Annotated in this window: 24 protein-coding genes; 17 read left to right on the forward strand and 7 right to left on the reverse strand. The window is 56.0% G+C overall.

Annotated features, from left to right (window positions below):
* Positions 1 to 2: 2 nt before the first annotated feature.
* The 3 genes from ybeY to miaB form a co-directional block, all read right to left on the reverse strand.
* Positions 3 to 485: an rRNA maturation RNase YbeY gene (ybeY, locus tag H1D41_RS11565; RefSeq protein WP_228849052.1), complete on the reverse strand. Its 483-nt coding sequence runs from the start codon at positions 483 to 485 to the stop codon at positions 3 to 5.
* A complete protein-coding gene (locus tag H1D41_RS11570) occupies positions 482 to 1534 on the reverse strand; it encodes a PhoH family protein (RefSeq protein WP_228849053.1) in 1053 nt (350 codons plus the stop codon). Before H1D41_RS11570 ends, ybeY begins: the two co-directional genes overlap by 4 nt.
* A gap of 116 nt (positions 1535 to 1650) precedes the next feature.
* On the reverse strand, positions 1651 to 2973 hold the full coding sequence (miaB, locus tag H1D41_RS11575) for a tRNA (N6-isopentenyl adenosine(37)-C2)-methylthiotransferase MiaB (RefSeq protein ID WP_228849054.1): 1323 nt from the start codon (positions 2971 to 2973) through the stop codon (positions 1651 to 1653).
* A 97-nt stretch (positions 2974 to 3070) separates the two neighbouring features.
* On the opposite strand from miaB, the gene H1D41_RS11580 reads away from it, so the two are divergent.
* A complete protein-coding gene (locus H1D41_RS11580; RefSeq protein WP_228849055.1) occupies positions 3071 to 3943 on the forward strand; it encodes a glycosyltransferase family 2 protein in 873 nt (290 codons plus the stop codon).
* Between the two features lie 57 nt (positions 3944 to 4000).
* On the opposite strand, the gene H1D41_RS11585 is transcribed toward H1D41_RS11580, so the two are convergent.
* Positions 4001 to 5515, reverse strand: coding sequence for an ABC-F family ATP-binding cassette domain-containing protein (locus H1D41_RS11585; protein ID WP_228849056.1), 1515 nt, complete (start codon positions 5513 to 5515; stop codon positions 4001 to 4003).
* A gap of 294 nt (positions 5516 to 5809) precedes the next feature.
* Here H1D41_RS11585 and H1D41_RS11590 point away from each other — a divergent pair, with 294 nt between their 5' ends.
* The gene (locus H1D41_RS11590) at positions 5810 to 7216 is read left to right on the forward strand and encodes an MFS transporter (RefSeq protein WP_228849057.1); all 1407 of its coding nucleotides are present in this window, start codon (positions 5810 to 5812) and stop codon (positions 7214 to 7216) included.
* Between the two features lie 430 nt (positions 7217 to 7646).
* Here H1D41_RS11590 and irrA read toward each other — a convergent pair whose 3' ends face one another.
* On the reverse strand, positions 7647 to 8087 hold the full coding sequence (irrA, locus tag H1D41_RS11595; RefSeq protein WP_228849058.1) for an iron response transcriptional regulator IrrA: 441 nt from the start codon (positions 8085 to 8087) through the stop codon (positions 7647 to 7649).
* Positions 8088 to 8261: 174 nt separating this feature from the next.
* Here irrA and fabA point away from each other — a divergent pair, with 174 nt between their 5' ends.
* The gene (gene fabA / locus H1D41_RS11600) at positions 8262 to 8771 is read left to right on the forward strand and encodes a bifunctional 3-hydroxydecanoyl-ACP dehydratase/trans-2-decenoyl-ACP isomerase (protein WP_228849059.1); all 510 of its coding nucleotides are present in this window, start codon (positions 8262 to 8264) and stop codon (positions 8769 to 8771) included.
* A gap of 90 nt (positions 8772 to 8861) precedes the next feature.
* Positions 8862 to 10088, forward strand: coding sequence for a beta-ketoacyl-ACP synthase I (gene fabB, locus H1D41_RS11605; protein WP_228849060.1), 1227 nt, complete (start codon positions 8862 to 8864; stop codon positions 10086 to 10088).
* Between the two features lie 75 nt (positions 10089 to 10163).
* Here the strand turns inward: fabB and H1D41_RS11610 are convergent, their stop codons facing one another.
* Positions 10164 to 10778 carry a cation transporter gene (locus H1D41_RS11610; RefSeq protein WP_228849061.1) on the reverse strand — a complete coding sequence of 205 codons (615 nt, stop codon included), beginning with the start codon at positions 10776 to 10778 and terminating at the stop codon, positions 10164 to 10166.
* A 71-nt stretch (positions 10779 to 10849) separates the two neighbouring features.
* Here H1D41_RS11610 and H1D41_RS11615 point away from each other — a divergent pair, with 71 nt between their 5' ends.
* The 12 genes from H1D41_RS11615 (at position 10850) to H1D41_RS11670 (ending at position 22144) form a co-directional block, all read left to right on the forward strand.
* Positions 10850 to 11266 (forward strand): MerR family transcriptional regulator, encoded by a 417-nt coding sequence (locus H1D41_RS11615; RefSeq protein ID WP_228849062.1) that lies wholly within the window; start codon positions 10850 to 10852, stop codon positions 11264 to 11266.
* 69 nt (positions 11267 to 11335) lie between these two features.
* Positions 11336 to 12133: a metalloprotease gene (locus H1D41_RS11620; protein ID WP_228849063.1), complete on the forward strand. Its 798-nt coding sequence runs from the start codon at positions 11336 to 11338 to the stop codon at positions 12131 to 12133.
* A 61-nt stretch (positions 12134 to 12194) separates the two neighbouring features.
* The gene (locus tag H1D41_RS11625) at positions 12195 to 12881 is read left to right on the forward strand and encodes a haloacid dehalogenase type II (RefSeq protein ID WP_228849064.1); all 687 of its coding nucleotides are present in this window, start codon (positions 12195 to 12197) and stop codon (positions 12879 to 12881) included.
* Complete coding sequence (locus tag H1D41_RS11630) at positions 12878 to 13705, forward strand: alpha/beta fold hydrolase (RefSeq protein WP_228849065.1); 828 nt, start codon at positions 12878 to 12880, stop codon at positions 13703 to 13705. The genes H1D41_RS11625 and H1D41_RS11630 overlap by 4 nt, the downstream gene beginning before the upstream one ends.
* The gene (locus tag H1D41_RS11635; protein WP_228849066.1) at positions 13705 to 14673 is read left to right on the forward strand and encodes a threonine ammonia-lyase; all 969 of its coding nucleotides are present in this window, start codon (positions 13705 to 13707) and stop codon (positions 14671 to 14673) included. Before H1D41_RS11630 ends, H1D41_RS11635 begins: the two co-directional genes overlap by 1 nt.
* Position 14674: 1 nt before the next feature.
* Positions 14675 to 15871, forward strand: coding sequence for an endonuclease/exonuclease/phosphatase family protein (locus H1D41_RS11640; protein WP_228849067.1), 1197 nt, complete (start codon positions 14675 to 14677; stop codon positions 15869 to 15871).
* Positions 15871 to 16728 carry a 3-oxoadipate enol-lactonase gene (gene pcaD, locus H1D41_RS11645; RefSeq protein WP_228849068.1) on the forward strand — a complete coding sequence of 286 codons (858 nt, stop codon included), beginning with the start codon at positions 15871 to 15873 and terminating at the stop codon, positions 16726 to 16728. Before H1D41_RS11640 ends, pcaD begins: the two co-directional genes overlap by 1 nt.
* Before the next feature lie 49 nt (positions 16729 to 16777).
* Positions 16778 to 18010 carry a TCR/Tet family MFS transporter gene (locus H1D41_RS11650; RefSeq protein ID WP_228849069.1) on the forward strand — a complete coding sequence of 411 codons (1233 nt, stop codon included), beginning with the start codon at positions 16778 to 16780 and terminating at the stop codon, positions 18008 to 18010.
* Between the two features lie 88 nt (positions 18011 to 18098).
* The gene (locus H1D41_RS11655; RefSeq protein WP_228849070.1) at positions 18099 to 19184 is read left to right on the forward strand and encodes a zinc-binding dehydrogenase; all 1086 of its coding nucleotides are present in this window, start codon (positions 18099 to 18101) and stop codon (positions 19182 to 19184) included.
* The gene (gene tmpA / locus H1D41_RS11660; RefSeq protein ID WP_228849071.1) at positions 19181 to 20302 is read left to right on the forward strand and encodes a 2-trimethylaminoethylphosphonate dioxygenase; all 1122 of its coding nucleotides are present in this window, start codon (positions 19181 to 19183) and stop codon (positions 20300 to 20302) included. The genes H1D41_RS11655 and tmpA overlap by 4 nt, the downstream gene beginning before the upstream one ends.
* A complete protein-coding gene (gene tmpB, locus H1D41_RS11665; protein ID WP_228849072.1) occupies positions 20302 to 20892 on the forward strand; it encodes a (R)-1-hydroxy-2-trimethylaminoethylphosphonate oxygenase in 591 nt (196 codons plus the stop codon). The genes tmpA and tmpB overlap by 1 nt, the downstream gene beginning before the upstream one ends.
* 16 nt (positions 20893 to 20908) lie before the next feature.
* Positions 20909 to 22144, forward strand: a complete 1236-nt coding sequence (locus tag H1D41_RS11670; RefSeq protein ID WP_228849073.1) for a mandelate racemase/muconate lactonizing enzyme family protein — start codon at positions 20909 to 20911, stop codon at positions 22142 to 22144.
* 27 nt (positions 22145 to 22171) lie between these two features.
* On the opposite strand, the gene H1D41_RS11675 is transcribed toward H1D41_RS11670, so the two are convergent.
* A complete protein-coding gene (locus H1D41_RS11675; protein WP_228849074.1) occupies positions 22172 to 23515 on the reverse strand; it encodes an MmgE/PrpD family protein in 1344 nt (447 codons plus the stop codon).
* A gap of 229 nt (positions 23516 to 23744) precedes the next feature.
* Here H1D41_RS11675 and H1D41_RS11680 point away from each other — a divergent pair, with 229 nt between their 5' ends.
* A complete protein-coding gene (locus H1D41_RS11680; protein ID WP_228849075.1) occupies positions 23745 to 25115 on the forward strand; it encodes an aminotransferase family protein in 1371 nt (456 codons plus the stop codon).
* Positions 25116 to 25215: the final 100 nt, after the last annotated feature.

Below are 25215 nucleotides of genomic sequence, written 5' to 3' on the forward strand. Positions count from 1 at the left end.
CCTTAATATGGGTCAGCAATGCCAAGATTGCCAAGTATTTCTGTCTCAAGCCCTTCCATAAGGGCCGCATCTTTATCGTGAATGTGGTCGTAACCCAACAGATGTAAAATTCCATGAACGGCAAGATGTGTCACGTGATCCGTAAATGTCTTGCCTGCCTCAGCGGCTTCGCGCGCACAGGTGTCATAGGAAATTGCGATATCACCCAGTTCAGGATCCGGGCCAACAGGTGACAGAGGCTGCCCGCCCGCGTCATCAGCCGCGCGTTCTTCTGAGGGCCAGGACAATACATTTGTCGCCTTATCCTTGTCACGGAAGTCCGCGTTCAGCACCGCAATGCGCGCGTCATCACAGCCCATGACAACCACTTCCCAGTCGCCCGTCAGATCAAGATGCGCAAACACCGCCTGCGCGGCTGTTTCTGACAAAGCCTCCAGCCCCGCCTCTTCCCAGCGCGGGTCTTCACAAATCACATCGGTGATCATTTCTCAGCCTTTTTCGCTTCGCGCTTGATAAAAGCTTTTTGATCGGCGTCGTCATAGGCCTCAATAATTTTCGCAACCAGCGGATGGCGCACCACATCTTTCGCGGTGAAATAGTTGAACGAAATGCTGTCGATATGTTTCAGCAGACGTTCCGCATCATGCAGACCCGACGTCACGCCGCGCGGCAGATCGACCTGCGACCGGTCCCCGGTGATCACCATGCGCGATCCTTCGCCAAGACGGGTCAGGAACATTTTCATCTGCATGGTGGTCGCGTTTTGCGCCTCATCCAGCACAACAAACGCATTCGCCAGTGTCCGCCCGCGCATGAAAGCCAGCGGCGCGATTTCAATGCGCTTTTCTTCGATCAGCTTTGTGACCTGTTTCCCCGGAAGGAAATCGCCCAGCGCATCATACAGCGGCTGCATGAAAGGATCGACTTTGTCTTTCATGTCACCGGGCAGATAGCCCAGCTTTTCACCCGCTTCCACCGCCGGACGTGACAAGATGATCTTATCCACCAGCCCGTCAACAAACATCGATACCCCCGCCGCCACAGCCAGATAGGTTTTACCAGTGCCCGCAGGCCCGATGCCAAAGGCCAGTTCGTTTTCAAACAGCGCCCGCACGTAAGCTTTCTGGGCCTCGGTGCGGGGTTCAACGGTTTTCTTGCGGGTGCGGATTTCCACCCGGCCACCAGAGAACATTTCCATCTGCTGGTCCGGCGCATTTTCATGCCCGCCATTGTCACCGCCCATACGGATTTCAGCGGCAATATCGCCCGTTTCCACCGAACGACCAGCTTCAAGGCGCCCATAAAGCGCGTTCAACACATCCACAGCTTTGCCGCGTTCATAATCCTTACCGTGCAACACCAGCTGATTGCCACGGCGGATGATCTGCACGCCGAGGCTGCTTTCAATTTGCGTCAGGTTTTTGTCAAATTCACCGCAAAGCTCAATCAACAGGCGGTTGTCTGGATATTCCAGCGGGGTCTCCGCAGGGTTTACCGCGGCTTCAGCTTCGATCTGCAGGTCTTCAGTACCCAAGTTGGCTCCAGTCTGTCATCTGCCGGGCGAATCCGGCGCTTAAACCTATCGTCGCAATTTGAAAGGCCCCGCGCAAGGCAGGGGCGACAAACTTCACGAATTTGCAACAAAGGCGCTTATGGCAGGATTTCCCCGGTCAGTGAGTTGCTTTCGGTTGCGATAATCTTCACGTCCCGGATGTCACCTACCTGAACACCTTCCGCAGCCGCGTGCACCGCGTGCAGGTAGCCGGATTTACCGATCATCTGGCCTTCAATGCGCCCTGGCTTTTCAAACATCACACTGACGGTGCGGCCAATCATATCGGTCTGGGTCTGGCGTTGCTGTTCCCACAGAAGTTCCTGCAACCGGTGCAGGCGTTCTTTTGCAACCTGTGGATCGACCAGCGCACGTTCAGCAGCGGGCGTACCAGGACGCGAGGAATAGCAGAAAGAATAGGCCTGGCCGTAATGCACTTCGCGCACAAGCGCCATTGTGTCTTCAAAGTCCTGATCTGTTTCTTCAGGGAAGCCAACAATAAAGTCGCCAGACAACAGGATGTCAGGGCGCGCTTCGCGGAACCGTTCAATCACCCGCAGATAGCTTTCGGCGGTGTGGTTGCGGTTCATGCGCTTCAGGATCTTATCGCTGCCGGATTGCACCGGCAGATGCAGGTAAGGCATCAGTTTTGCACAGGTGCCGTGCGCCTCAATCAGGGCATCTTCCATGTCGTTCGGGTGGGACGTGGTGTAACGAATACGTTCCAGACCATCAACTTTGTCCAGCTCTGCAATCAGACCTGCCAGCCCCATGGTGCCTTTCGGCCCCTGCCCGTGGTAGGCATTCACATTCTGACCGAGCAGTGTGATTTCACGCACACCACGTTCGACCAATTCATTGGCTTCGCGAATAATGCGTTCCACCGGGCGGGACACCTCAGCACCGCGCGTATAGGGCACAACACAGAAGGCGCAGAATTTGTCGCACCCTTCCTGCACCGTCAGAAACGCAGCGGGCGCGCGTTTTGCTTTGGGGCGCAGTTTCAGATGTTCAAATTTATCTTCTTCCGGAAAGTCCGTGTCCAAAGCGCGTTTGCCCTGCTTCACGGTTTCCATCATTTTCGGCAGGCGGTGATAGGTCTGCGGGCCAACCACCAGATCCACCATCGGCTGGCGACGAATGATTTCTTCGCCTTCCGCCTGGGCCACACATCCCGCAACGCCGATCTTCAGATCGGGGTTTTCTGCTTTCAGGCCCTTAAAGCGGCCCAGTTCAGAATAAATCTTTTCAGCGGCTTTTTCGCGGATGTGACAGGTGTTCAGCAGAATCATATCTGCGTCTTCAACCTTCTCTGTTGACTCATATCCTTCGTGCCCAAGGCTTTCTGCCATGCGCTCGCTGTCATAGACATTCATCTGACAGCCCCAGGTTTTAATGAAGAGTTTTTTCTTTTCTGACATCAGAAAGGCCCCGCGTTTGATCGCTGCTGTTTACATGTGCAGAGAGAGGCTTGCAATATCCCCGGAATTATCCGATTTTCCGCCTGAGTGAGGGCATATGATTTACGATAGTTTACAGACATTTCTTGAAAACGGGCAAAAGGCAATTGCCAAAGGTCCGGTTGCAATCATCCTGGTCGAAGATCTGGTTGAGGTCGAAAGCACCATCCGGCATCACCAGAAGCTGGATTTCGCATCCATACTGGTTTTGCGCCCCGCCGGGCTTGAGCTGCCCGAAGATTTATCTGACACCCTGCATATCATTACCTGGGATCCTTTTGAGGATGACGCGACAGAAACCGCTGTGAACGCGATTTCCCAGGCGACGGCACCGGGCACCTGGATCTATTACTGCTATAACGCCGAATATCTTATGTACCCGTTCATGGAAACACGCAGCGTTGCAGAATTGCTGGCCTTCCACACAGAAGAACGCCGTCACGCAATGCTGACCTATGTGGTTGATCTTTATGCAAAAGATCTGAACCAATATCCATCTGGTGTTTCTCTGGATGATGCCTGGTTTGACAGAACCGGTTACTATGCGCTGGCCCGTGAAGATGCGGCAAATGGCTATGCCCGTAAGGAACGTCAGCTGGATTTCTACGGTGGGCTGCGCTGGCGCTTTGAGGAACATGTGCCTTACCTCAAGCGCACAATTGACCGGATTTCCCTGTTCACCTCGGCACCTTACCTGGAAATGAAATCCGGGCATGTGTTTAATGATGAGGAATACAACACCTATTCCTGCGAATGGCATCACAACCTGACGGCCTCTATTGCGTCTTTCCGGGCTGCCAAAGCCCTGCGATCCAACCCCGGCAGCCGGGATGTGATCGGGAATTTCAGCTGGCACAATTCCGTGAAATTTGACTGGAACAGTCAGCAATTGCTGGATCTGGGCCTGATGGAACCGGGACAGTGGTTCTGAACGTCGCGCATAGTGCCCGTCGTTCAGAAACCTCATTTATGACAGCTTGCGAAAAGCTTAACCCATTGCCTGCGCCTGCAGGAAGGGCTCTGGCGTGTCGACCTCCTGCAGTTTTGTGCCATTGATCCACCAGAACCGATTCCCGGTATTGCGCAGAAAACTGCGGTCGTGACTGACAAGAAGACAGGCGGCATCATGGGCGATTAATTCACCCTCCAGCGCCTCCTGTCCTTCAATGTCCAGATGATTGGTTGGCTCATCCAACAGGTAGAAATTCGGGTTTCTCAGGCGCAGCATCAGCATGGCCAGCCGGGCTTTTTGTCCCCCGGACAGGGCAGAAACAGCGGTGTCCTGCATCCGGACAGACACCCCCGCCCCGGCAAGAACCCCACGTGCTCGCTGATCCCCAAGATCAAAGGCATGGGTCACAAGCGACATAGGCGTTTCATCCGCTTTCAGCTGACTCAGATGCTGATCTGAACAGGCGGGCACGATGGATGGCGCATATTTCACGGGTGTGTCAGCACCTTCCAGCGCATCCTGGATCAAACTGAGCAAACGGGTCTTCCCCGTGCCATTCGCCCCCAAAAGCACCACCCTGTCCCCCGGACAGATCCATTTCTTTCCGGTGGCATACAAAGGACGGCCATCCGGTGTTTCAACCTGAATATCATCCAGCGTGATCAGGGCTTTCGCATGGGTGCCACTGTTGCCAAGACGAATATCACCCGCCCCCCGGTCTTTATGGGCCGGGCGTGCGGCGGCCTCAATTTTATCGGCACGATCCGCCAGCTGACGGGTTTTGGTCAGTAAAAGATCTGAACCGGAATTGATCCCGATATTCTTCAGCTTCGCCGCCTGTTTGCGCAATTGCTTTGCCTTATTCAGGTCATTGGCAAAGCGGCGTTCCTCAGCCGCATCAGTTTCCTCCAGCGCAAGGCGTGCGCCAGTGAAGGGCAGCGGAAAGATGCGCGACTGATCTGCCCTCAGAAATAAGGTGCGGTTTGTAACCTCATCCAGAAAGGCCCGGTCATGCGAGGTGATCACGACAGGCAATTCTCGCGGCAATCCCTGCAACCAGTTCTGCAACAGGCCCAGACGATACAGATCAAGGTGGTTGGTTGGTTCATCCAGCAGCAATACATCGGGTTCGGTGATCCAGGCGCGGGCCAGCATCGCCATGCGCTGCCACCCGCCACTCAGATCGCTAAGCGGCTTATGCTGGAATTCATAAGGCACCTGCAAATCGTTCAGAACCACATCCACGCGCCAGCTTTCATAATCGGCCTGATCCTGCGGCAATACTGACAACACCCAGTCATACATCGTGCTGTTCAGGGCCGTATCCGGCAGGTTCTGCAGAACACCGGCAACCTGCGTGCCCCGGGCCCGGGTGACTTGCCCTGATGTCGGTGCAAGATCATCGGCAAGACAGCGCAGCAACGTGGATTTCCCGCGCCCATTGGCCGCGACAAGGCCAATCCGGTCGCCTTTGGAAATTGTCAGATTCAGGTCAGAAAAAAGCGGCTCACCCAGGGTGATGCCCAAAGCATTGATAGTCATGATAGTCATAGGAAACTCAGGTCAATAAGAGACGGCCGCAAAGCGGCTATGAGCAGACCAGTGAGACAAATGTTTCATGACCTGCCCTGCAAACGAATTTACAGGGCGAGACGGGGACCATGCCAAAGTACGTAATTCCACCGCATTTCAGCCATCGTCCTCCCGTTGTGCATTGTTGAGCTGTTACAGGCAGTCTAGCACCCGCATTTCCCAATGCAAGCCCTTCCCCACAAAGCGCTTGCCCTCAAGCACTCTTGAGGTTTTATCAAAACCCCCAAAGCACGAATCATGGGGACAGGAAAGATGACGATGCACGCAGATCAACACAGCGAACATGTCGCCTGGGGCGAAATTTTAACACGCGAGGCAGCGGTGCCTCTTGTGCTGGTGTCGCTTGGCATCTGGTTACACGCGGCAGACAGCCTGCTGTTGGCGACGATGATCCCGCAGATCCTGGCAGATATCGGCGGCGATCGCTTTGTCGCCTGGACCATCGCCACCTATGAAATCGGATCCATCGTGGCCGGGGCCTGTGCGGCGATTGCCACCATGCGGGCGGGCATCCGCAACGTGATGACCTGCTGTGCGGTGGTCTTTGCCCTTGGCTGCGCCGCCTCGATGATGGCGACAAATATGCCTGTGCTTCTGGCTGGGCGTGTGTTGCAGGGGCTGGGCGGCGGCGGGCTGACGGCGATGACATTCATTTCCATCGCCATCCTGTTTTCCTCCCGCCATCAGGCGCGCGTCATGGCCGTGATATCTGCGCTTTGGGGGGCGTCGGCCTTTATGGGCCCGCTGATTGGCGCGTTCTTTGTGGAATATTTCACCTGGCGCTGGGGCTTTGGCTTTTTCCTGGTACAGGCGTTGATCCTCGCGCTGTGGATCTGGTTCACCCCGGGCATCAGCCAGGGGCGCAACATGGACAACGCGCCTACCCTGCCCCTGAAACGCCTGATCCTGCTGGTCGCGGGCACCACGATGATCGCCAGCGCCGGGATTGAAGTCAGTTTCCCGCAGACACCCCTTCTGATCCTTGGTGCATTTACCCTGCTACTGCTGTTCCTGCGGCAGGATGCCCGATCGGGCGACAACCGCATGTTGCCCGCCAATGCCTTTCACCTGCGTGACCGGGCCGGTGCCGCACTGCTGATGTGGTTTGCCATGGCAGCGGGAGTCATGGGATTGATGAGCTATGGTCCGGTGTTGCTTGCCAGCCTGCATGGTGTCGAACCTATTGTGGTTGGCTATATCCTTGCCGGTGCATCCTTTGGCTGGACGGTTTCCGCGATTGTCGTGTCCGGCTCCCCCGAACGGCTGGATCGTTTCTGGATCACGCTGGGCCTGGCGCTGGTCGCCTGTTCCGTTACCGGCATGTATTTTGCCGCCCCTGCCGGTCCCGTCTGGCTGATCGCGGGCCTGACCTGGCTGGAAGGCGTTGGCTTTGGCAGCGCCTATACATTCATCCAGCGCCGCCTGATTTCAATCACCCCGGAAAACGAGCAGGCCCGCGTCACCGGTGCCATGCCAACGGTCGCCCGCTTTGGCTATGCAGTGGGCGCCGCGACCTGTGGAATCATGGCAAATGCTGCCGGGTTCTCGCTGGAGGCTTCCCCTGAGATCCTGCAAACCGTCGCCCGCTACGTCTTCGCTGGCAGCCTGCCGTTTATTGCGCTGGGACTTTGGGCGATGCGGGGGTTTGTGCGGGGTTGAGAAAATTGCGAATGAGAACTGCAACTGCAACAATCATGAAGCGAGACCGATCAAACGGGTTACTTGCCCAAAGGCACAGGACTTACTGGCTTCCCGGCACTCAAATTGAGTTCCTACCGAAATGAAACCACGATGAAAATCCATCATCTCTTCGAAGAGAATATACATGAATGCATGATATTCTCCTTCAAGGGGAACGCCATACTCAAGCGGCTCCCTTGACGCACTCAGAAAATACGGATGAATACAATATATGCAATCATGCCCCGCAGTTTCGACATATGCGAAGTCCCACCTGATACCATTCCCTGGAGGTGTTCGCCTGGGACTTTGTGCGAGTGGTGGAACTGTTATCAGCGCTTCGAAATCAGGATCACGACCATACAACTGAAACATGTCAGATCTCATCACTGCGCTTGTAGCGTTAACATCACTTCGCCCGCAGGCGGATCACCACGTCGACCTTAGCGATTTCCATACCGGCAGGGGCATCCGGCACGCGGGCGAGTTCAAGCTCTTCCGCCGGGGCGTCTGTCAGGGTGCCACTGTCTTCCCAGTAGAAATGCGGATGATCTGTTAAGTTGGTATCGAAATAGGATTTGGACCCGTCCACAGTGATTTCGCGCAACACGCCTGCATCACAAAACGCCTTCAGCGTGTTGTAAACCGTGGCCAGAGACACGGGATCAGCAGACATGCGGGACGCGTCATAAAGGGTTTCCGCAGTCACGTGACGATCCTGACCGTCCCCCACCAAGAGAGTCGCCAGATTCACCCGCTGACGGGTCGGGCGCAGACCGGCCTGGGAAAGCCAGGCGGTGCTGAGATCAATGGCGCTTTGTCTTGCTTCAGGCGGGATTTGCGCAGTCATAACCGGTATCTTCTTTGCGAGTTATTCTCATATAGCGTGAAATCTGCGGGGAATTCAAACATATTCGCGACATATGTGCCGTAACGGCACCGCATGCGCACCACAGTGCTTGCCCTGTCAGGCCCCGCTCTGTTAAATGAGCCAACCAACAGTGAAGATAAAGGACCGCCATCAATGGCCCAATACCCAAGCAGCTTTGATAAAGAAGACCTTCTGAAATGTTCCCGCGGCGAGCTTTTCGGCCCCGGCAACGCACAGCTGCCTGCGCCGCCCATGCTGATGATGGACCGTATCACTGAGATTTCCGGCGATGGCGGTGCCCATGGCAAAGGTCATGTTCTGGCAGAATTCGACATCACCCCGGACCTGTGGTTCTTTGACTGCCACTTCCCCGGCAACCCAATCATGCCCGGCTGTCTTGGCCTTGATGGCCTGTGGCAGCTGACCGGTTTCAACCTTGGCTGGCGTGGCTGGCTGGGTCGTGGCTATGCGCTGGGCGTTGGCGAAGTAAAGCTGACCGGCATGGTGCGCCCTGACCGTAAGAAGCTGACTTATAAGATTGATTTCACCAAAGCGATCCAGACCCGCCGCCTGACCATGGGTGTTGCTGACGGTATCGTTGAGGCCGACGGCGAAGTGATCTACCAGGTCAAAGACATGAAAGTTGCCCTGTCGGAAAGCTGATTTCGGCTGAAATCTCTGAAAAACTGTCCTATATCTGATGCAGCCCTGTGTTAAAACGGGGCTGACAGACCCTGAAGAAGGAGAGCGCAGATGCGCCGAGTAGTCATCACCGGGATGGGCGTTGTGTCCTCCATCGGGAACAATATTTCCGAAGTCACCGAAGCCCTGCGCACCGGAAAATCCGGTATTGTTAAAGCTGAAGAATACACGGAAAACGGTTTCCGCAGCCAGATCCACGGCATGCCACAGATCGACATCACCGAACATATCGACAAGCGCCAGCTGCGCTTTATGGGCCCGGGTGCGGCCTATAACTATATCGCGATGGAAGAAGCGATTAAAGATTCGGGCCTTGAGGAAAGCGACATTTCCAATGAGCGCACCGGTCTGGTGATGGGGTCCGGTGGCCCGTCCACCTCAAACTTCTTCCAGGCCCATAACATCGTGAAAGAAAAAGGCGCGCCAAAGCGTATGGGCCCTTTCATGGTGACGCGCTGCATGTCGTCCACGAACTCTGCCTGTCTTGCGACTCCGTTTAAGATCAAGGGCGTGAACTATTCCATCACCTCCGCCTGCACCACCTCCCTGCACTGCATGGGCAACGGTGTTGAGCAGATCCAGATGGGCAAGCAGGACGTGATCTTTGCCGGTGGCGGTGAAGAACTCGACTGGACCCTGTCTTGTCTGTTTGACGCCATGGGTGCCATGTCTTCCAAATATAACGACACGCCGGAAAAAGCCTCGCGTGCGTTTGACGCAAATCGCGATGGTTTCGTGATTGCTGGCGGTGGTGGTGTTGTGGTTCTTGAGGAACTGAACCACGCTTTGGCCCGTGGCGCAAAGATCTACGCAGAAGTCACCGGTTACGGCGCGACATCTGATGGCCACGATATGGTTGCCCCATCCGGTGAAGGCGGAGAACGTTCCATGCGTCTGGCCATGTCCACCATTGGTGATCGCAAAGTCGGTTATATTAACGCCCACGGCACATCCACCCCTGCCGGTGACGTGACCGAAGTTGAAGCCGTGCGTCGTGTGTTTGGCGAAGGCAATGTGCCGCCGATCACCTCCACAAAATCCGTGACCGGTCACTGCCTTGGTGGTGCTGGTGTGCAGGAAGCGATCTATTCCCTCATCATGATGGAAAATAAATTCATCGCGCCTTCCGCAAACATCGAAGAACTCGACCCGGCCATTCGCGCCGATGAAATCGCGACTGAATTCGTTGCGAACGCGGATATCGACACAGTTCTGTCCAACAGCTTCGGCTTTGGCGGCACCAATGGCACTGTCGCCATGAGTAAATATCACGGCTGATCAAACAGCCCGACCTGACATTGACGCGCCCGGAAACTTTCAAAGTTTCCGGGTCGTTTTCTTTGAAAGAAAACGTCAGGCAACGTCCCTCTTCTCGGCCATTGCCTGACGAATGATCTGCGCTGCAGACGACAGAAACAGCCCCGCCATTATCCCGGCTACAATCAGATCCGGCCAGCCAGTGGCTGAACCCCAGACGCCCAGCGCCGCAATCATCACCGCAACATTGCCGATCGCATCATTGCGGGAACACAGCCAGACAGATCGCACATTCGCATCCCCGTCTTTATAGCGCGCAAGGATCAGAACACTGGCCAGATTTGCCACCAGTGCAAGAAAACCGATCAGCCCCATAATGTCTGCTTCAGGCACCCCAACATAAAACACGCGATACAGGGTCGAACCGAACACCCAGCCCCCCATGGCAAGCAGGCTGATCCCCTTCAGCATCGCCGCATTCGCCCGCACCCGCAAAGATGCCCCGATCACCGCCAGCGAAATCCCGTAGGTCAGCGAATCCCCCAGAAAATCCAGTGCATCAGCTTGCAAAGCCTGGGATTTCGCCAGATGCCCCGCCACGATTTCCACCACAAACATCACCGCATTGATCGCGATCACCAGCCAAAGCCGGCGTTTATAATCATCCGATACCCCGTCAAACCGGGCCTCATGTCCGCAACAACCTGCCATGCGAATCTCCTTTTCGATTTCATAGCAGATGATATAGTTTCTCCAGTGACTAGAGGTTCAAGAGGTTTTTCATGTATTCCATCGGCACATTGTCGGAACACACAAAGGTAAAGGTCCCGACTATCCGCTATTACGAAGAAATCGGCCTGCTGGCCGAAGCTGGGCGTACCGCAGGCAATCAGCGCCGCTATGATGACGCAGCCCTGGAACGGCTCAGCTTTATCAGACACGCAAGGGATCTGGGTTTCCCGATTGATGCGATCCGTGCCCTGATCACTTTGCAGAACCACCCGGATCGTTCCTGCGCCGAAGCCAGTGAGATCGCAGATCAGCAACTGTCTGGCGTGCGGGAAAAAATGGCAAAATTGCAAAACCTGGAACAGGAACTGTCCCGCATTTCAGAAGGCTGCAGTGGCACAGGACAGGCCGCAAACTGTTATGTATTGGCATCACTTTCTGATCATTCGAAGTGCGATCATGATCACTGATCTGACGCGACTTGCCCCGCCTGGCAGCGCAACCTATCGCCATAACAATCATTTCCAAAGGTGTTCAAAGTGCTTCTGATCGGTGCCCTCTTCCTCAGCTTTCTCACTTATCTGACCCTGCGCGGCGGGTTACGGGCCAAACGTGCCCTGCGTCTGGGCGGGAATGAACCACAATCGCTTTTGATGGGCGCGCTGGCCGTCGGGCTTGCCATGTGGGTTTTTGGCTGGATGTTTGGCATTGCGATTATGCTGGGTGTGGTGATCCATGAATACGGCCATGTCGCTGCTTTCCGGGTCTGCGGCCATCAGGATGCACGGTTCCGGCTGGTGCCGCTGTTTGGCGGCGTCGCCATTTCAGACCGCTTGCCCGACACACAGAAAGAGGATCTGTTTATCACCATCATGGGACCCGGCATCTGCCTTGCGCCGATGCTACTGGCCCTGGGGTTGGCAAATGTTCTGATGAACATGGGGTTCTTTATGGCGTCTTCATTCCTGCAGATGTTTGCCATGGTTCTGGGGCTTTTGAACTTCTTTAACCTCCTGCCTTTCTGGCCGCTTGATGGTGGCCGCATCTTGCGCACAATCTTCTATGCCTTCAGCCCGGGGTTTGCCCAGTTCATGACCATCGGCATGTCCGTCATGTTCGCTGGCATCGGCCTGTTGACGCAGTCCGTCTTCCTGACAATTTTTGCCCTTTTCGGCCTACAAAGCGCCTTCACAGCCCCGGTCGTTTCCTCACATCAGCGCCCGCTGACCCGCTTTCAGGCCACTTGGTGCTTCATTGCCTGGGCGACCTGTACGCTGGCATTTTTGCTGGGCGCCTTCCCGATGATCGCCGCTCTGATCCTGCCCCGTCTCATGTGACCACAGAAGGGGTTCACCTTCGCCCCGCACTGTGCCACCTTCCCCATGAAGGGAGACTGTCATGACGATCACGACCTGCATCTTTGATGCCTATGGCACTTTGTTTGATGTCAGTGCTGCGGCACGTGAGGCTGCGGAAGAACCCGGGAACGAAACCCTGGCCGCCTGCTGGCAGGCGCTGGCCGCGGACTGGCGATTGAAGCAACTGGAATACACCTGGCTGCGGGCCGTTGCAGATGCCCATGATGATTTCTGGCAAGTCACGCGCGACGGGCTTGACTGGGCGATGGAGAAACACGGGCTGGAAGGCGACGATCTGCGCACTCGCCTGATGCAACTCTATGCAGAATTGTCAGCGTATCCGGAGGTTCCGGAGATGTTAAAGACTTTAAAGAATGCCGGATATAGACTTGCAATTCTTTCAAATGGCGAACCGAAGATGTTGCAAAGTGCGATGAAAAGCGCGGACATTGCAGATCTGCTGGATGACTGCCTGTCGGTCGAAAACGTCGGCGTCTACAAACCCCACGCGCGGGTCTATGATATGGTAGGCGACAGGTTCGGTAGCGCCAATGAAGAGGTGCTGTTTGTGTCCTCCAACGGCTGGGATGCGGCCTGCGCCACGGGTTATGGATTTCACACGGCCTGGGTTAATCGCATGGGCCTGCCGGTCGATCGTATGCCCTGGACGCCCCGGCATATCGTGAGCGATCTGACAACAATCCCGGAACTGGCGAAATCTCTGTGAATACAAAATACTACACAACATCCGACGGCATTCAGATCGGCTATTCTGACGAGGGCGAGGGCAAGCCCCTGCTGCTACTTTCCGGCCTGACCCGCAATGCAAAAGACTTCAATCACCTGGTGCCACATCTGACCGATTACCGCGTGATCCGCCCGGATTATCGCGGCCGGGGGCGATCCGATCACGCACCATATCAGACCTACACGGTTGAAATTGAGGCCCGCGATCAGCTTGAACTGCTGGATCACCTGGCGCTGGATCAGGTCACCATCATCGGTACCTCTCGTGGCGGGTTGATCGCCATGCTTCTGGCGGCTGTTGCAAAACAAAGACTTAGCGGCGTTTGTCTGAACGACATCGGTCCGGAAATCGCGGCCAGCGGGCGTAAATATATTATGACCTATCTGGGTCGTCGCCCGCCGCAAAAAACCTATGAAGATGCCGCCGCGATGCGGGCGAAGTATTTCACGGACTTTCCGAATGTGCCGATGACCCGCTGGTTGGAAGAGGTCCAGAACCAGTTCACCCTGTCTGATCGCGGCCTTGAAATCATGTATGACCGCAATCTGCGCGACGCAGTGGGCGAAGGGTTGAAAACCACGGAACAACCGAATCTCTGGCCGTTGTTTGATGCGCTGGATGGTCTGCCGCTGGCGCTGTTGCGCGGGACAAATTCCAATCTTCTGACGGAAGAATGCGCACAAGAAATGCAGCGCCGCCGCCCGGATATGTCGTTTGCCAATGTGCCTGATCGTGGCCATGTGCCGTTCCTGGATGAGGTAGAAAGCCTTGATGTAATTCACAAATTTCTAAGGATGATCTGATGATCACTTACGCTGATATCCAAGCCGCACAACACCGCCTGAGCGGGCAATCCCGCCACACGCCGCTGCTGTCCTCTCCCTTTCTGGACGAAATCGCCGGGCGGAAGATCTTTGTAAAACCGGAATGCCTGCAACATACAGGATCATTCAAATTTCGCGGTGCCTGGTCAGCGGTCTCTGCCCTGCCCGAGGATCAGCGCAAAAACGGTGTCATCGCATTTTCGTCTGGCAACCACGCCCAGGGCGTGGCGCTGGCCGCAGCGCGCCACGGCATCCCGTCCGTGATCATCATGCCCCAAAACGCCCCGGCCCTGAAAATCGCCAACACCCGCGCGCTGGGGGCTGAAGTTGTGCTGTATGACCGCGCAACAGAAGCCCGCGAAGAAATCGGTGATCGCCTGTCTGCGGAACGTAGCCTGACACTGATCAAACCCTATGACGAACCCATGGTGATCGCAGGTCAGGGGACGGTAGGCCTTGAAATTGCTACAGATTTACCCGGTGACAATGCCGAAGTTCTGGTGCCTTGTGGCGGCGGCGGGCTGACCTCGGGCATCTCAATTGCCCTTGCGCAGGACGTCCCTGACATGCTGGTCCGCCCATGTGAACCCGAAGGATTTGACGACACCGCACGCTCGCTCGCGTCCGGGCGGATTGAACAGAACGCAACCCCGGAAGGGTCAATCTGTGACGCAATCGTCACCCCGGCCCCAGGCGACATCACCTTCCCGATTATGAAAGAAAACTGCGGTTCCGGCATTGTCGTCACGGATGAGGAATGCCTGCGCGCCATGGCCCTGGCCTTTTTGCGCCTGAAGATCGTGATTGAACCCGGCGGCGCGACCTCCCTTGCGGCGGCCCTGTTCCACGGCGATAAGTTAACCAAAGATACAGCGGTCTGCGTGGCCTCGGGCGGCAATGTCGACCCGGCCATGTTTGCCCGCGCCCTACAGACACTGGAGAGCTGATATGCCCCGATTTACGATTGCATCTTTTAACGTCAAAAACCTGATTGGCGCCGATCAGGAATATTACCGTTTTGAAAAATACACCCCGGAAGAACACGCCTGGAAGGAAGACTGGCTGGCCGATCAGGTTCTGTCGCTGGACGCGGATGTTGTTGGTTTTCAGGAGATTTTTGAAGAAGACGCCCTGCGTGCCGTGATTGCTGAGGCCGACAAACGCGGCGAAGCCTCTAACGAAAGCGCGATCCCGGATCGGTCCAAACGCTATGCGAAAAAGGCGATCTTCTGTAAACTAGCCTACGCACCCTATGGCAAAAACGCCGCCCTCGCCTTTGCGGCCAACGTGAATGACGGTGAGCCCGGTGAACGCCGCCCAGGCGTTGCAGTTCTGTCGCGCATGGGGTTTGTTGGCGACCCGGAAGTGATCCAGGCACTGCCTGAGCCGCTGGATATTGAATTTGGTGGCCTGACTGATGGCGATGGCGGATCTTTCCGCATTTCACGCCTGTCGCGACCTGTTTTGAAGGTGCGTATCCCCGTTGGCGATCAGGTGGTGACTGTCTTCAACTGTCACCTGAAATCCAAGCTTGGCGAATTCAAACGTCCGGAAGGTGCTGATTTCGCACCCGAATCGGATCTTCTGGCCTATGATCCCGCCGGTCGTGCCCTTGGTGCCCTGCGTGCTGGCCTGCGCCGCATGGCCGAAGCCTGGGTTCTGCGCAATGAGATCGTGAAGGAACTGACCGCCGGCAATCCGGTGATGGTGCTGGGGGATTTCAACGACAGTGAACATGCGGTCAGCAGCGAGATCATCACGGGCGAGGCCCCGTTTAAGAACTATTCCTGGATGCGCCGCCATGATGCGGATCGCGCCAATGAACGCTATTCCCGCGATCAGAATGAACAGATCCAAAAGGCGATTACATCTATGCGCCTGCATTCCGCTGAAAAGCTGTTTGTGCGCAAATCGCTGCGCGACATGGTTTATACCTCTGCCTTTGGCGGGGTGTTTGAGAGCATCGATCAGATCCTGATGAGCCACCATTTCATGCCGGAAAACCCGGATGCGATTGGTGAGATGGAATATTTCTCTGTCCTCAATGATCACCTGACCGACGGATCCCACGCCGAAGCGCCTTATAACAAGCTGGCCTCTGACCACGGGCAGATCATGGCGCATATGCGGATCGGCGACGACTGATGCCCTTTGCGGAAGTGAATGGCACCCGGCTGCACTACATGGATGAAGGTCCACGTGATGGCGCGCCTCTGGTGCTGTTGCATGCGCTGGGGACGAACCTGCATCTGTGGGATGCGGTCCTGCCGCATGTGCCAGACGGGCTGCGCGTGGTGCGCATTGATCTGCGCGGGCACGGACAAAGTGATGCGCCGCCCGCCCCCTATTCTATGGGGGCAATGGTGCGTGATGTGGAAAGCCTGCTGGATCATCTGGAGCTGCGCGACGTCATGCTGTGCGGCTTGTCCCTTGGCGGGATGATTGCCCAGGGGCTGGCGGTGAAGCGGCTGGATCAGGTGCGCGCACTGATGCTTGTGGGCACTGCGGCAAAGATCGGCATGCCGAAGCTTTGGGATGATCGGGCTGAGGCGGTGCGCAAACATGGGCTGTCTGCGCTGGCGGATGAGATTGCCAAACACTGGTTCCTGCGCAAAGGCCAGACGTTTGTCAGTCCTGACGGGCTTTCGCACTGGCGTGACATGTTGGTGAACACACCGATTGATGGGTATTGCGGGGCGATTGCGGCCGTGTCCGGCACGGATTTCTTCACCCCCACATCAGGCCTGCGCCTGCCTGCACTGGGCCTGTGTGGCGTAGATGATCGCGCCACACCACCCGACCTGATGCGCGAAACACTGGAGTTGATCCCCGGCAGTGATTTCAAAATCATCCGTCACGCCGGGCACCTGTGTTGTGCAGAACAGCCCGAAGAATTCGCCCGACATCTGACCGATTTCCTGATCCGCACCGGGCATATTCGCACATCCGATCGTGCACCATTGCTGAAAAATCACGGTAGTTGCTGTGGCGGGCATGCTTGATTTCTGAACTGATCCGTTTAGATGTAGGGAACTTATTCAGGAGCGCGCAATGTCCGGTAAATCCACCCGCCTTCAGGTGATCTTTGTTCTGATCACCCTGGTGATAGACGCCATGGGCATTGGTCTGATCATGCCGGTGATGCCGGATCTGATCCGTGAAATTGAAGGCGCGACACTGGCCGATGCGGCGATCTGGGGCGGGTATCTGTCGTTTTCCTTTGCGATCATGCAGTTTCTGTTTGGCCCGACCGTTGGCAGTCTGTCGGATCGATATGGACGACGCCCGGTTCTGCTGATTTCCCTGTTTATCATGGCGGTGGATTACGCGGTTATGGCGCTGGCGGACACTATGTGGCTGCTGCTTCTGGGCCGTATTATCGGCGGCATCACGGCCGCGACGCATTCCACTGCCGCAGCCTTTATTGCGGATATCTCCAGCGATGAGGAACGTTCTCAGAACTTCGGGCTGGTCTCTGCTGCCTTTGGCGTTGGCTTTGTACTGGGTCCGGTGATTGGCGGGTTGCTTGCCAGTTTTGGTCCACGCGCACCTTTTATCGCCGCTGCGATCCTTGCGGGCAGTAACTTTGTCTTCGGCTATTTCGTGTTCCCGGAAACCGTAACCGATAAGATCCGCCGCCCGTTTGACTGGAAACGCGCCAATCCCTTTGGGGCACTTATGAACATTGGCCGCCTGCCGGGCATCAAACCACTGCTGATGGTCTATTTCCTCTATCAGGTCGCGTTTTACGTTTACCCGGCAATCTGGTCATACTTCACCCAGGAACGCTTCGGCTGGTCGCCTGCTATGGTCGGCTGGTCTCTGGCTGTGTTTGGCATATCTATGGCGATCTCTCAGGGGTTGCTTATCCGCAAGATCATCCCCTGGATTGGTGAACGTAAAACCGTGATCCTGGGTTTTGCACTGGATATTGTTGTCTTCTTCTTAACCGCGATCCTGACCAATGGCTGGATCGTTCTTGGGCTAACGCCGCTGTCCGCCCTCGGCGGCATGGCGACACCGGCGATGCAGGGGCTAATGAGCCGCGCGGCGGGTGCGGATCAGCAAGGCGAATTACAGGGGCTTCTGACCAGCATTGGTGCCCTTGGGATGATTCTGTCCCCGCTGATCATGACCCGCACATTTGCGATGTTCAGCGAAGATGGTGCAGCATACTACCTGCCTGGCGCGCCTTTCCTGCTGTCGATGGTCCTGATGGCCCTGGGTCTTGGGATTTATCTGGCAGGCTGGCGCAAATTAATCCCCACAGGCGAAAAAACCTGACGCAAATACGCCATTCTGTCGCAAACATTGCTTGCAGCGCCGTTTCAGATTTCGCAGGGTCACCTTTAAGCAACGAAGGAGAGACCCCATGGCCCGTATCCGCGCAGCTGTCGCCCGTGAATTTGGTGCACCTCTGGTGATTGAAGAGGTCGATCTGCGCGCGCCGATTGCCGGCGAGGTTGAGGTCACTCTGGATGCCTGCGCAATCTGCCATTCCGACATCTCTTTCATAGATGGTGGCTGGGGTGGTGAATTGCCCGCGATTTATGGCCATGAAGCCGCCGGCACCATCACCGCGATGGGGGCTGGCGTCAAAGGCTACGCTATGGGGGATAAGGTTCTGGTCACCCTGATCCGGTCCTGCGGGGATTGCGCCCCTTGTTCGTCCGGCGCGCCTGTGGCCTGCAATGGCGACATTTCCATGGAAGGTCCGATCACCCTGCCCGATGGCACCGCTGTGACCCAGGGCATGGCTTGCGGCGCATTTGCAGAAAAAGTTGTGGTACAGCCACGCCAGCTGGCCAAACTGCCGGATAATATGGCGATGGATGTGGCATCATTGCTGGCCTGTGGTGTGATCACCGGCGTCGGGGCTGTGGTGAACTCTGCCGCGCTGCGTCCGGGGCAAACCGCCGTGGTGATTGGCGCGGGCGGTGTGGGCCTGAACGCCATTCAGGGTGCGCGCATTGCAGGGGCGGCAAAGATTATCGCGATTGATATGGTTCCGGAGAAGCTGGAAATCGCAAAAGAATTCGGCGCAACGCATGGTGTTCTGGCCTCAGATGGTGAACCATGGAAGGAAGTTGCAAAGATTACAGGTGATGCAATGGCGGATGCTGTTTTCATCACCGTTGGCGCTATTCCTGCGTATGAGCAGGCGTTGCGCTACATTGGCCCGAAAGGAAAAATGGTCATGGTTGGCATGCCGCATTCAGGTGCAAAGGCTGACTATGAACCCGTTATTGTTGCCGCGCTGGGGCAACAAATGATCGGCTCGAAGATGGGGGATGTTGTTTTGGCCAGAGACATCCCCTGGCTGATCGATCTTTACCAGCAGAACCGCTTGAAACTTGATGAGTTAATTTCCGGGCGCTGGTCGCTTGATGACATCAACGAAGCTATCGCAAACACGAAATCCGGCGCAGCGCGCCGAAATGTGGTAATATTCAGATGACATATACGACCAAAATCGAAGACAATATCCTGCACCTGACGGGTGCAGGCAAAGAAACACGTTTCCACGCCGTCTGGCTGCGGGACAATCTGCCAGGTGCAGATTACCGCGATCCCGGCAACGGGCAGCGGCTGGTGACACTGGCAAATCTGCCGGAAGAGATCACCCTGGAGGCTGCGGATGTCAAAGGCGACACCGCAGAGCTGTGTTTTGCAGATGATGACACTGCGCATTCTTTCGATATCAACTGGCTGCTGGAAAATGCCTATGACAAGCCTGCTGTTTCGGGCATGAACCCGGACATCACCGCCTGGACGTCTGCCCTGACAGATGTTCCGACAGGTGACATGACCGAGCTGAAAACAGACAAGGCCGCCAAACTGAAGTGGCTGTCTGCGGTGCAGGATTACGGCTTTGCCAAAGTCACCGGCATGGAACCCGTGGAAGGCGGGCTGTTTGATATCGCAGACCTGTTTGGTTACGTGCGTGAGACCAACTATGGTCGCCACTTTGAGGTGCGCACAGAAGTGAACCCGGTGAACCTTGCCTACACCGGGCTGGGCCTTCAGGCGCATACGGACAACCCGTATCGCGATCCTGTACCAACCCTGCAGATCCTGTCCTGCCTTGAAAACTCTGCCGCTGGCGGGGAGAACATGGTGGTTGACGGTTTCGCCTGTGCAGAACGTTTGCGCCAGGAAGATCCGGAAGGGTTTGACGCCCTTGCAAGCTATTCCATTCGTTTTGAGTACGCCGGCAGCGCGGATGTCTGCCTGCAATCCCACCGCCCGATGATTGAACTGTCACCGGAAGGTCTGTTTGTGCAGATGCGCTTTAACTCACGTTCTATCGCACCGGTGCAGGATGTGCCTTTTGACGCGATGGAGGTCTGGTATCGCGCCTATCGCCGTTTGTCCGCGATCATTGATGATCCTGCGATGGAAGTGACATTCAAACTGTCACCAGGCGAGGCATTCATCGTCGATAACACCCGCGTGCTGCACGCGCGCAAGGGCTATTCCGGCGAAGGCAGCCGCTGGTTGCAGGGGTGCTATGCGGATAAGGACGGCCTGCGGTCCACCCGTGCGGCCATCGCACGTGAGCTGGGAGAAGCCTGATGCAACCAGATCCAAGCGAGCTGAACGCAAGCAACATCGTGGACTTCATCGGCGGCATTTTTGAACGCTGTGGTGATGAGGAATATCTGGGCGAACCGGTGACCATGGCGCAGCATATGCTGCAGGGCGCAACCATTGCTGAAAACAACGGCATGGATGATGAGATTGTCGTCGCGGCCCTGTTGCATGACATCGGCCATTTCACCAGCGAATTCGGCACGTTTTCCATGGAAGACACGGAAGATCGTTTCCATGAGGAAGCCGGCGCGAAGGTGTTGGAACGCTTTTTCCCAAGCGTGATCACCGATTGTGTGCGTTACCATGTGGCGGCGAAACGCTATCTTTGCGCGACAAGACCCAGCTATTTTGACCGTCTGTCTGATGCATCAATCCATTCCCTGAACCTTCAGGGCGGGCCGATGTCGGATGACGAAGTGACTGCGTTTGAAAAGAACCCAAATCTCGCGAAAATCATCCAGGTCCGTTACCTGGATGAGGCGGGCAAACATCCGGATATGGAAACCCCGGATTACGCCCATTTCGCGCCAGCCGTCCAACGCATTGTTGATGCGCATATGACTGCACAATAAAAACCGGAAGGTGCCAATGAAACTGAAAGACCTTGAGATTTTCACCGTTGGCACCCCGCCCCCGGGCTGGGGTGGCCGCTACTGGATTTTTGTCAAACTGACGACCGATTGTGGCATTGTGGGCTATGGCGAAGTCTATGCTGCCTCTATCGGACCTGCCGCGATGGAACATGTGATCCGCGATATGTTTGAACGGCACATGTACGGCGAAAACCCTGAAAACGTGGAAATGATGTTTCGCCGGGCTTATTCTTCGGGCTTTACGCAGCGGCCTGACCTGACGGTCATTGGTGCCTTTTCCGGCCTTGAAATCGCCTGCTGGGATATCCTTGGCAAAGCCCGCGAACGACCGGTTTGGGCGATGCTGGGCGGGATGATGAACGAACGCATCCGGTCTTACACCTATCTGTATCCACAGCCCCACCACAATGTGCAGGATTTCTGGTCCAGCCCTGAAATGGCCGCCGAAACCGCGTCAGAGATGGTCAAACTGGGCTTTACCGCCGTAAAGTTTGACCCTGCCGGTCCTTATACATTGCGCGGCGGTCATATGCCCGCCATGTCCGACATCAGCCAATCCGCCGCCTTCTGCAAAGCTATTCGTGAAGCTGTTGGCGATAAAGCAGATCTGCTGTTTGGCACCCATGGGCAGTTCTCAACCGCCGGTGCGATCCGTCTTGCCAAAGCGATCGAACCCTATGATCCATTGTGGTATGAAGAACCCGTGCCGCCAGACAATATCAACGAAATGGCGAAGGTTGCGCGCGCGACCTCCATCCCAATTGCAACCGGTGAACGCCTGACAACAAAGGCCGAATTTGCACCCATCCTGCGCAATGGTGCCGCAACGATTCTGCAACCTGCTCTGGGCCGCTCTGGTGGTCTCTGGGAAACCAAAAAAATCGCTGTCCTGGCCGAAGCTTACAACGCCCAGATGGCCCCGCATCTTTACGCGGGTCCTGTGGAATGGGCAGCGAATATTCATCTTGCCGCGTCGATCCCGAACCTTTTGATGGCAGAAACGATTGGCACGGGCGGTGACTTCCACATGCCTCTGATCAAACATTCAATTGAATGGGAGAATGGATACATCATCGCACCACAGGCGCCAGGCCTCGGCATTGAGTTTGATGAAGATCTTGCCCGGGCGCATCCTTATACGGATACAGGCCTGCACTTGGAAATGCAGGAAGCGCCTTGTAACTATCAGGACGGCAACAACTTTGGTGGCGGTGCGCCGGCACGCGAATGAGGGCATGGGGGCGCTGCCCCCGTCCTTTCAGGACTCCCCCGGAGTATTTTTGGAAAGATGAATGGATAAAACCGCGAGATGTTTCGTGAAAGCCTGGACCGACATAGCTGCCTGCAAGGACGCGCTGGTGTCGAGCAGGTTCGGGGCTTTTTCAGGACCGACAAGCGCAAAAATTTTTGCGGATAGCCGGGTTTTGATCACATCAAGCGGAAGAGGTTCCGCGAGATCAAAGCTGGCTTTGTTTTCGCCGCCTGAATGGGTGATTGCGATTTTTGCTGCCGTTTCGGGAATCTCTTCATCAAACACCACAGCCACACTGTTGGCCAGTTTCCGGGCATCATCCTGCATGCAAAAGCTGTCTTCGAACTGATCGGCGCGCCCTGTATCACGACCAAGCAATGCCATTGCTGCGGTCATTTTATAGCTGAACTTCGCTTCCAGCCCGGTTTGCGGGGTTTCGATATTACAGACCCGGGCCCAACGGGGATTTGTCTGAATGGTGATGCCCATGATCTGATCTACGGACAGATCTTCCGTAGCGATTTTCAGGGCCTCAAGCGCGGCGTGGGTGCCGTGACAACAGGCGTGGAACTTATGTGATACGGTTTCTGTCACCCAGGTTCCTCCCAACCCGTCCAAAGCGAGGATATCACTTGCGCCTGCATGGGTATCGCCGAACCCTTGCAAACACTCCAGCCCATCTGGTCGTGAGATGAAACCACGAGAAATCAATAGCGCGACTTCCACCGCATTCGAGGCTGCAAGCCCTGCATTATAGGGTTTTCCCATTGTACCAAACTGGCTTTTCAACCCGCTGGCCCGGGTGGCGCAAAGACCCAGCGCATGTTGGGTCTGTTCTGCAGTCAGTCCAAGCAAGCGTGCACAGGCAAGGGTTGCGCCAAAACTGCCCGCTGTTGCAGTCTGATGGAACCCGGTTTCATAGTGGCCACGCCCAAGCCATGCGCCAATGCGGGCACTGGTTTCAAAGCCGATCAGGGTGGCTTCCAGAAATTGCGCGCCCGTGGCGTTGATCTGTTGCGCCAGTGCCAGACAGGCCGGGAAGATCACCACAGAAGGATGACCAATATGCAGGAAATGCGTGTCATCGAAATCAAGCGCATGTGACGTCGCGCCATTCACCAGCGCCGCCGCGCGGGCGGGTGCAACGCCGCCCCCAAACAGAACAGATGCGCCCGCGCCCGCTTCAGCCAGAACCATATCGCGGGTGATCTGCGCAACGGGTTCCTCCGCGCCAGCCAGGCCACAGGCTGCCCAGTCCGCCAGCGAAAGACGTATGATTTCACGGGCGCGTTCCGAGGGCGAAATCGCGCCTGTTGCAAACGCTGCCAATACCCTGCTGATGCCACTCATGATCCATTCCCCGCAATTTTATGCCAATATGCCCGCAGCGCTGACGCTGCGCAAACAATTTACGCCGCCTTTTCGGGAATGTTTCTGAAAAACTGGCCTTAAATTGAGTTTCGTCTGGCCCTAATTATTCCCCTTCTTTAAGGCCAGACTTCATGCTTAAGATTTGCAGTAATGCAACGCCAAAGATTCGCTCTGCTCACAGAGCCTCAGCCCGCAAGGAGTTCACCTCATGAATGACCTGTCCGATGTCATCGAAGCCGACCGCGCCCATGTCTGGCACCACCTGACCCAGCATAAGCCGCTGGAAACCAATAACCCACGCATCATCGTGGAAGGCAAAGGCATGCGTGTCTGGGACCAGTCCGGCCGTGAATTCCTGGATGCTGTGTCCGGCGGTGTCTGGACCGTTAACGTGGGCTACGGCCGCACAGCCATTGCCGATGCGGTCCACGCGCAGCTGGTGAAAATGAACTATTTCGCACAAAGCGTTGGGTCCATCCCAGGTTCGGAATTCGCGAAAAAGCTGATCGAAAAGATGCCTGGCCTCAGCCGCGTTTATTACGTGAACTCTGGTTCTGAAGCGAACGAAAAAGTATTCAAGATGGTGCGCCAGATTGCGCACAAAAAATACGACGGTAAGAAAACCAAGATCCTGTATCGTGACCGCGATTATCACGGCTCTACTCTGGCAACCATGTCCGCAGGTGGTCAGGACGAACGTGTAATGCAGTTTGGCCCGCTTGCCCCTGATTTCGTTCGCGTTCCACATTGCATGGAATACCGTGCACAATGGGATCTGACCGGTGCTGAATATGGCCGCAAAGCCGCCGATGCGATCGAAGAAGTTATCCTGCGCGAAGGTCCTGAAACCGTTGGCCTGCTCTGCCTTGAGCCTGTGACCGCCGGTGGTGGCGTTATTGAGGCGCCAGAAGGTTACTGGGAGCGCGTTCAGGAAATCTGTAAGAAATATGATGTTCTGCTGCACATCGACGAAGTTGTCTGTGGCATGGGCCGTACCGGCAAATGGTTCGGTTATCAGCACTACGGCATCAAGCCAGATTTCGTGACTATGGCGAAAGGTGTGGCTTCCGGTTATGCAGCGATTGCGATCACTGTGACCACTGAAGAAGTCTTTGAACTCTTCAAGGATGACCCATCCGACAAGCTGAACTACTTCCGTGATATTTCCACATTCGGCGGCTGTACTGCTGGTCCTGCTGCGGCACTTGCTAACATGCAGATCATCGAGGATGAAAATCTGCTCGATAACACCACCAAGATGGGTGAGCGCATGCTCGCAAACCTCAACAAGCTTGCTGAAAAGCATGAGGTCATTGGTGATGTACGCGGTAAAGGTCTGTTTGTCGGTGCGGAACTGGTCGTGGATCGTGAAACCAAAGAACCTGCGGAAGAAGCCAAAGTTGGCGCGGTTGTTGCCGCCTGTAACGCCCGTGGCGTGATCATCGGCGCGACCAACCGGTCTGTTCCGGGTTTCAACAACACGCTTTGCTTCAGCCCGGCGCTGATCGCAACTGCGGATGACATTGATGAAATCTGCAACGCGGTTGACGAAGCCCTGACCGAAGTTTTCGGCGGGTGATACGCCCCACAGCGTAAACAACCGACGGCCACGCAGAATTGTGTGGCCGTTTTCACAGGGGCATGCCGCCCGCGCGATTTGACAGATTGCGTGGCATCTG

Source organism: Halocynthiibacter styelae (genome assembly GCF_016123485.1).
GTDB classification, from domain to species: Bacteria; Pseudomonadota; Alphaproteobacteria; order Rhodobacterales; family Rhodobacteraceae; genus Halocynthiibacter; species Halocynthiibacter styelae.

Bases quoted from the DNA above. Each gene is read 5' to 3' on its own strand.
- H1D41_RS11625 (WP_228849064.1), top strand. From the start codon at position 12,195: ATGACGATCACGACCTGCATCTTTGATGCCTATGGCACTTTGTTTGAT.
- H1D41_RS11615 (WP_228849062.1), top strand. From the start codon at position 10,850: ATGTATTCCATCGGCACATTGTCGGAACACACAAAGGTAAAGGTCCCG.
- tmpA (WP_228849071.1), top strand. From the start codon at position 19,181: ATGACATATACGACCAAAATCGAAGACAATATCCTGCACCTGACGGGT.
- H1D41_RS11670 (WP_228849073.1), top strand. From the start codon at position 20,909: ATGAAACTGAAAGACCTTGAGATTTTCACCGTTGGCACCCCGCCCCCG.
- H1D41_RS11590 (WP_228849057.1), top strand. From the start codon at position 5,810: ATGACGATGCACGCAGATCAACACAGCGAACATGTCGCCTGGGGCGAA.
- H1D41_RS11680 (WP_228849075.1), top strand. From the start codon at position 23,745: ATGAATGACCTGTCCGATGTCATCGAAGCCGACCGCGCCCATGTCTGG.
- H1D41_RS11580 (WP_228849055.1), top strand. From the start codon at position 3,071: ATGATTTACGATAGTTTACAGACATTTCTTGAAAACGGGCAAAAGGCA.
- H1D41_RS11655 (WP_228849070.1), top strand. From the start codon at position 18,099: ATGGCCCGTATCCGCGCAGCTGTCGCCCGTGAATTTGGTGCACCTCTG.
- ybeY (WP_228849052.1), bottom strand. From the start codon at position 485: ATGATCACCGATGTGATTTGTGAAGACCCGCGCTGGGAAGAGGCGGGG.
- H1D41_RS11610 (WP_228849061.1), bottom strand. From the start codon at position 10,778: ATGGCAGGTTGTTGCGGACATGAGGCCCGGTTTGACGGGGTATCGGAT.
- tmpB (WP_228849072.1), top strand. From the start codon at position 20,302: ATGCAACCAGATCCAAGCGAGCTGAACGCAAGCAACATCGTGGACTTC.
- miaB (WP_228849054.1), bottom strand. From the start codon at position 2,973: ATGTCAGAAAAGAAAAAACTCTTCATTAAAACCTGGGGCTGTCAGATG.
- pcaD (WP_228849068.1), top strand. From the start codon at position 15,871: ATGCCCTTTGCGGAAGTGAATGGCACCCGGCTGCACTACATGGATGAA.
- H1D41_RS11675 (WP_228849074.1), bottom strand. From the start codon at position 23,515: ATGAGTGGCATCAGCAGGGTATTGGCAGCGTTTGCAACAGGCGCGATT.
- H1D41_RS11650 (WP_228849069.1), top strand. From the start codon at position 16,778: ATGTCCGGTAAATCCACCCGCCTTCAGGTGATCTTTGTTCTGATCACC.
- H1D41_RS11640 (WP_228849067.1), top strand. From the start codon at position 14,675: ATGCCCCGATTTACGATTGCATCTTTTAACGTCAAAAACCTGATTGGC.
- H1D41_RS11585 (WP_228849056.1), bottom strand. From the start codon at position 5,515: ATGACTATCATGACTATCAATGCTTTGGGCATCACCCTGGGTGAGCCG.
- irrA (WP_228849058.1), bottom strand. From the start codon at position 8,087: ATGACTGCGCAAATCCCGCCTGAAGCAAGACAAAGCGCCATTGATCTC.
- fabA (WP_228849059.1), top strand. From the start codon at position 8,262: ATGGCCCAATACCCAAGCAGCTTTGATAAAGAAGACCTTCTGAAATGT.
- fabB (WP_228849060.1), top strand. From the start codon at position 8,862: ATGCGCCGAGTAGTCATCACCGGGATGGGCGTTGTGTCCTCCATCGGG.
- H1D41_RS11635 (WP_228849066.1), top strand. From the start codon at position 13,705: ATGATCACTTACGCTGATATCCAAGCCGCACAACACCGCCTGAGCGGG.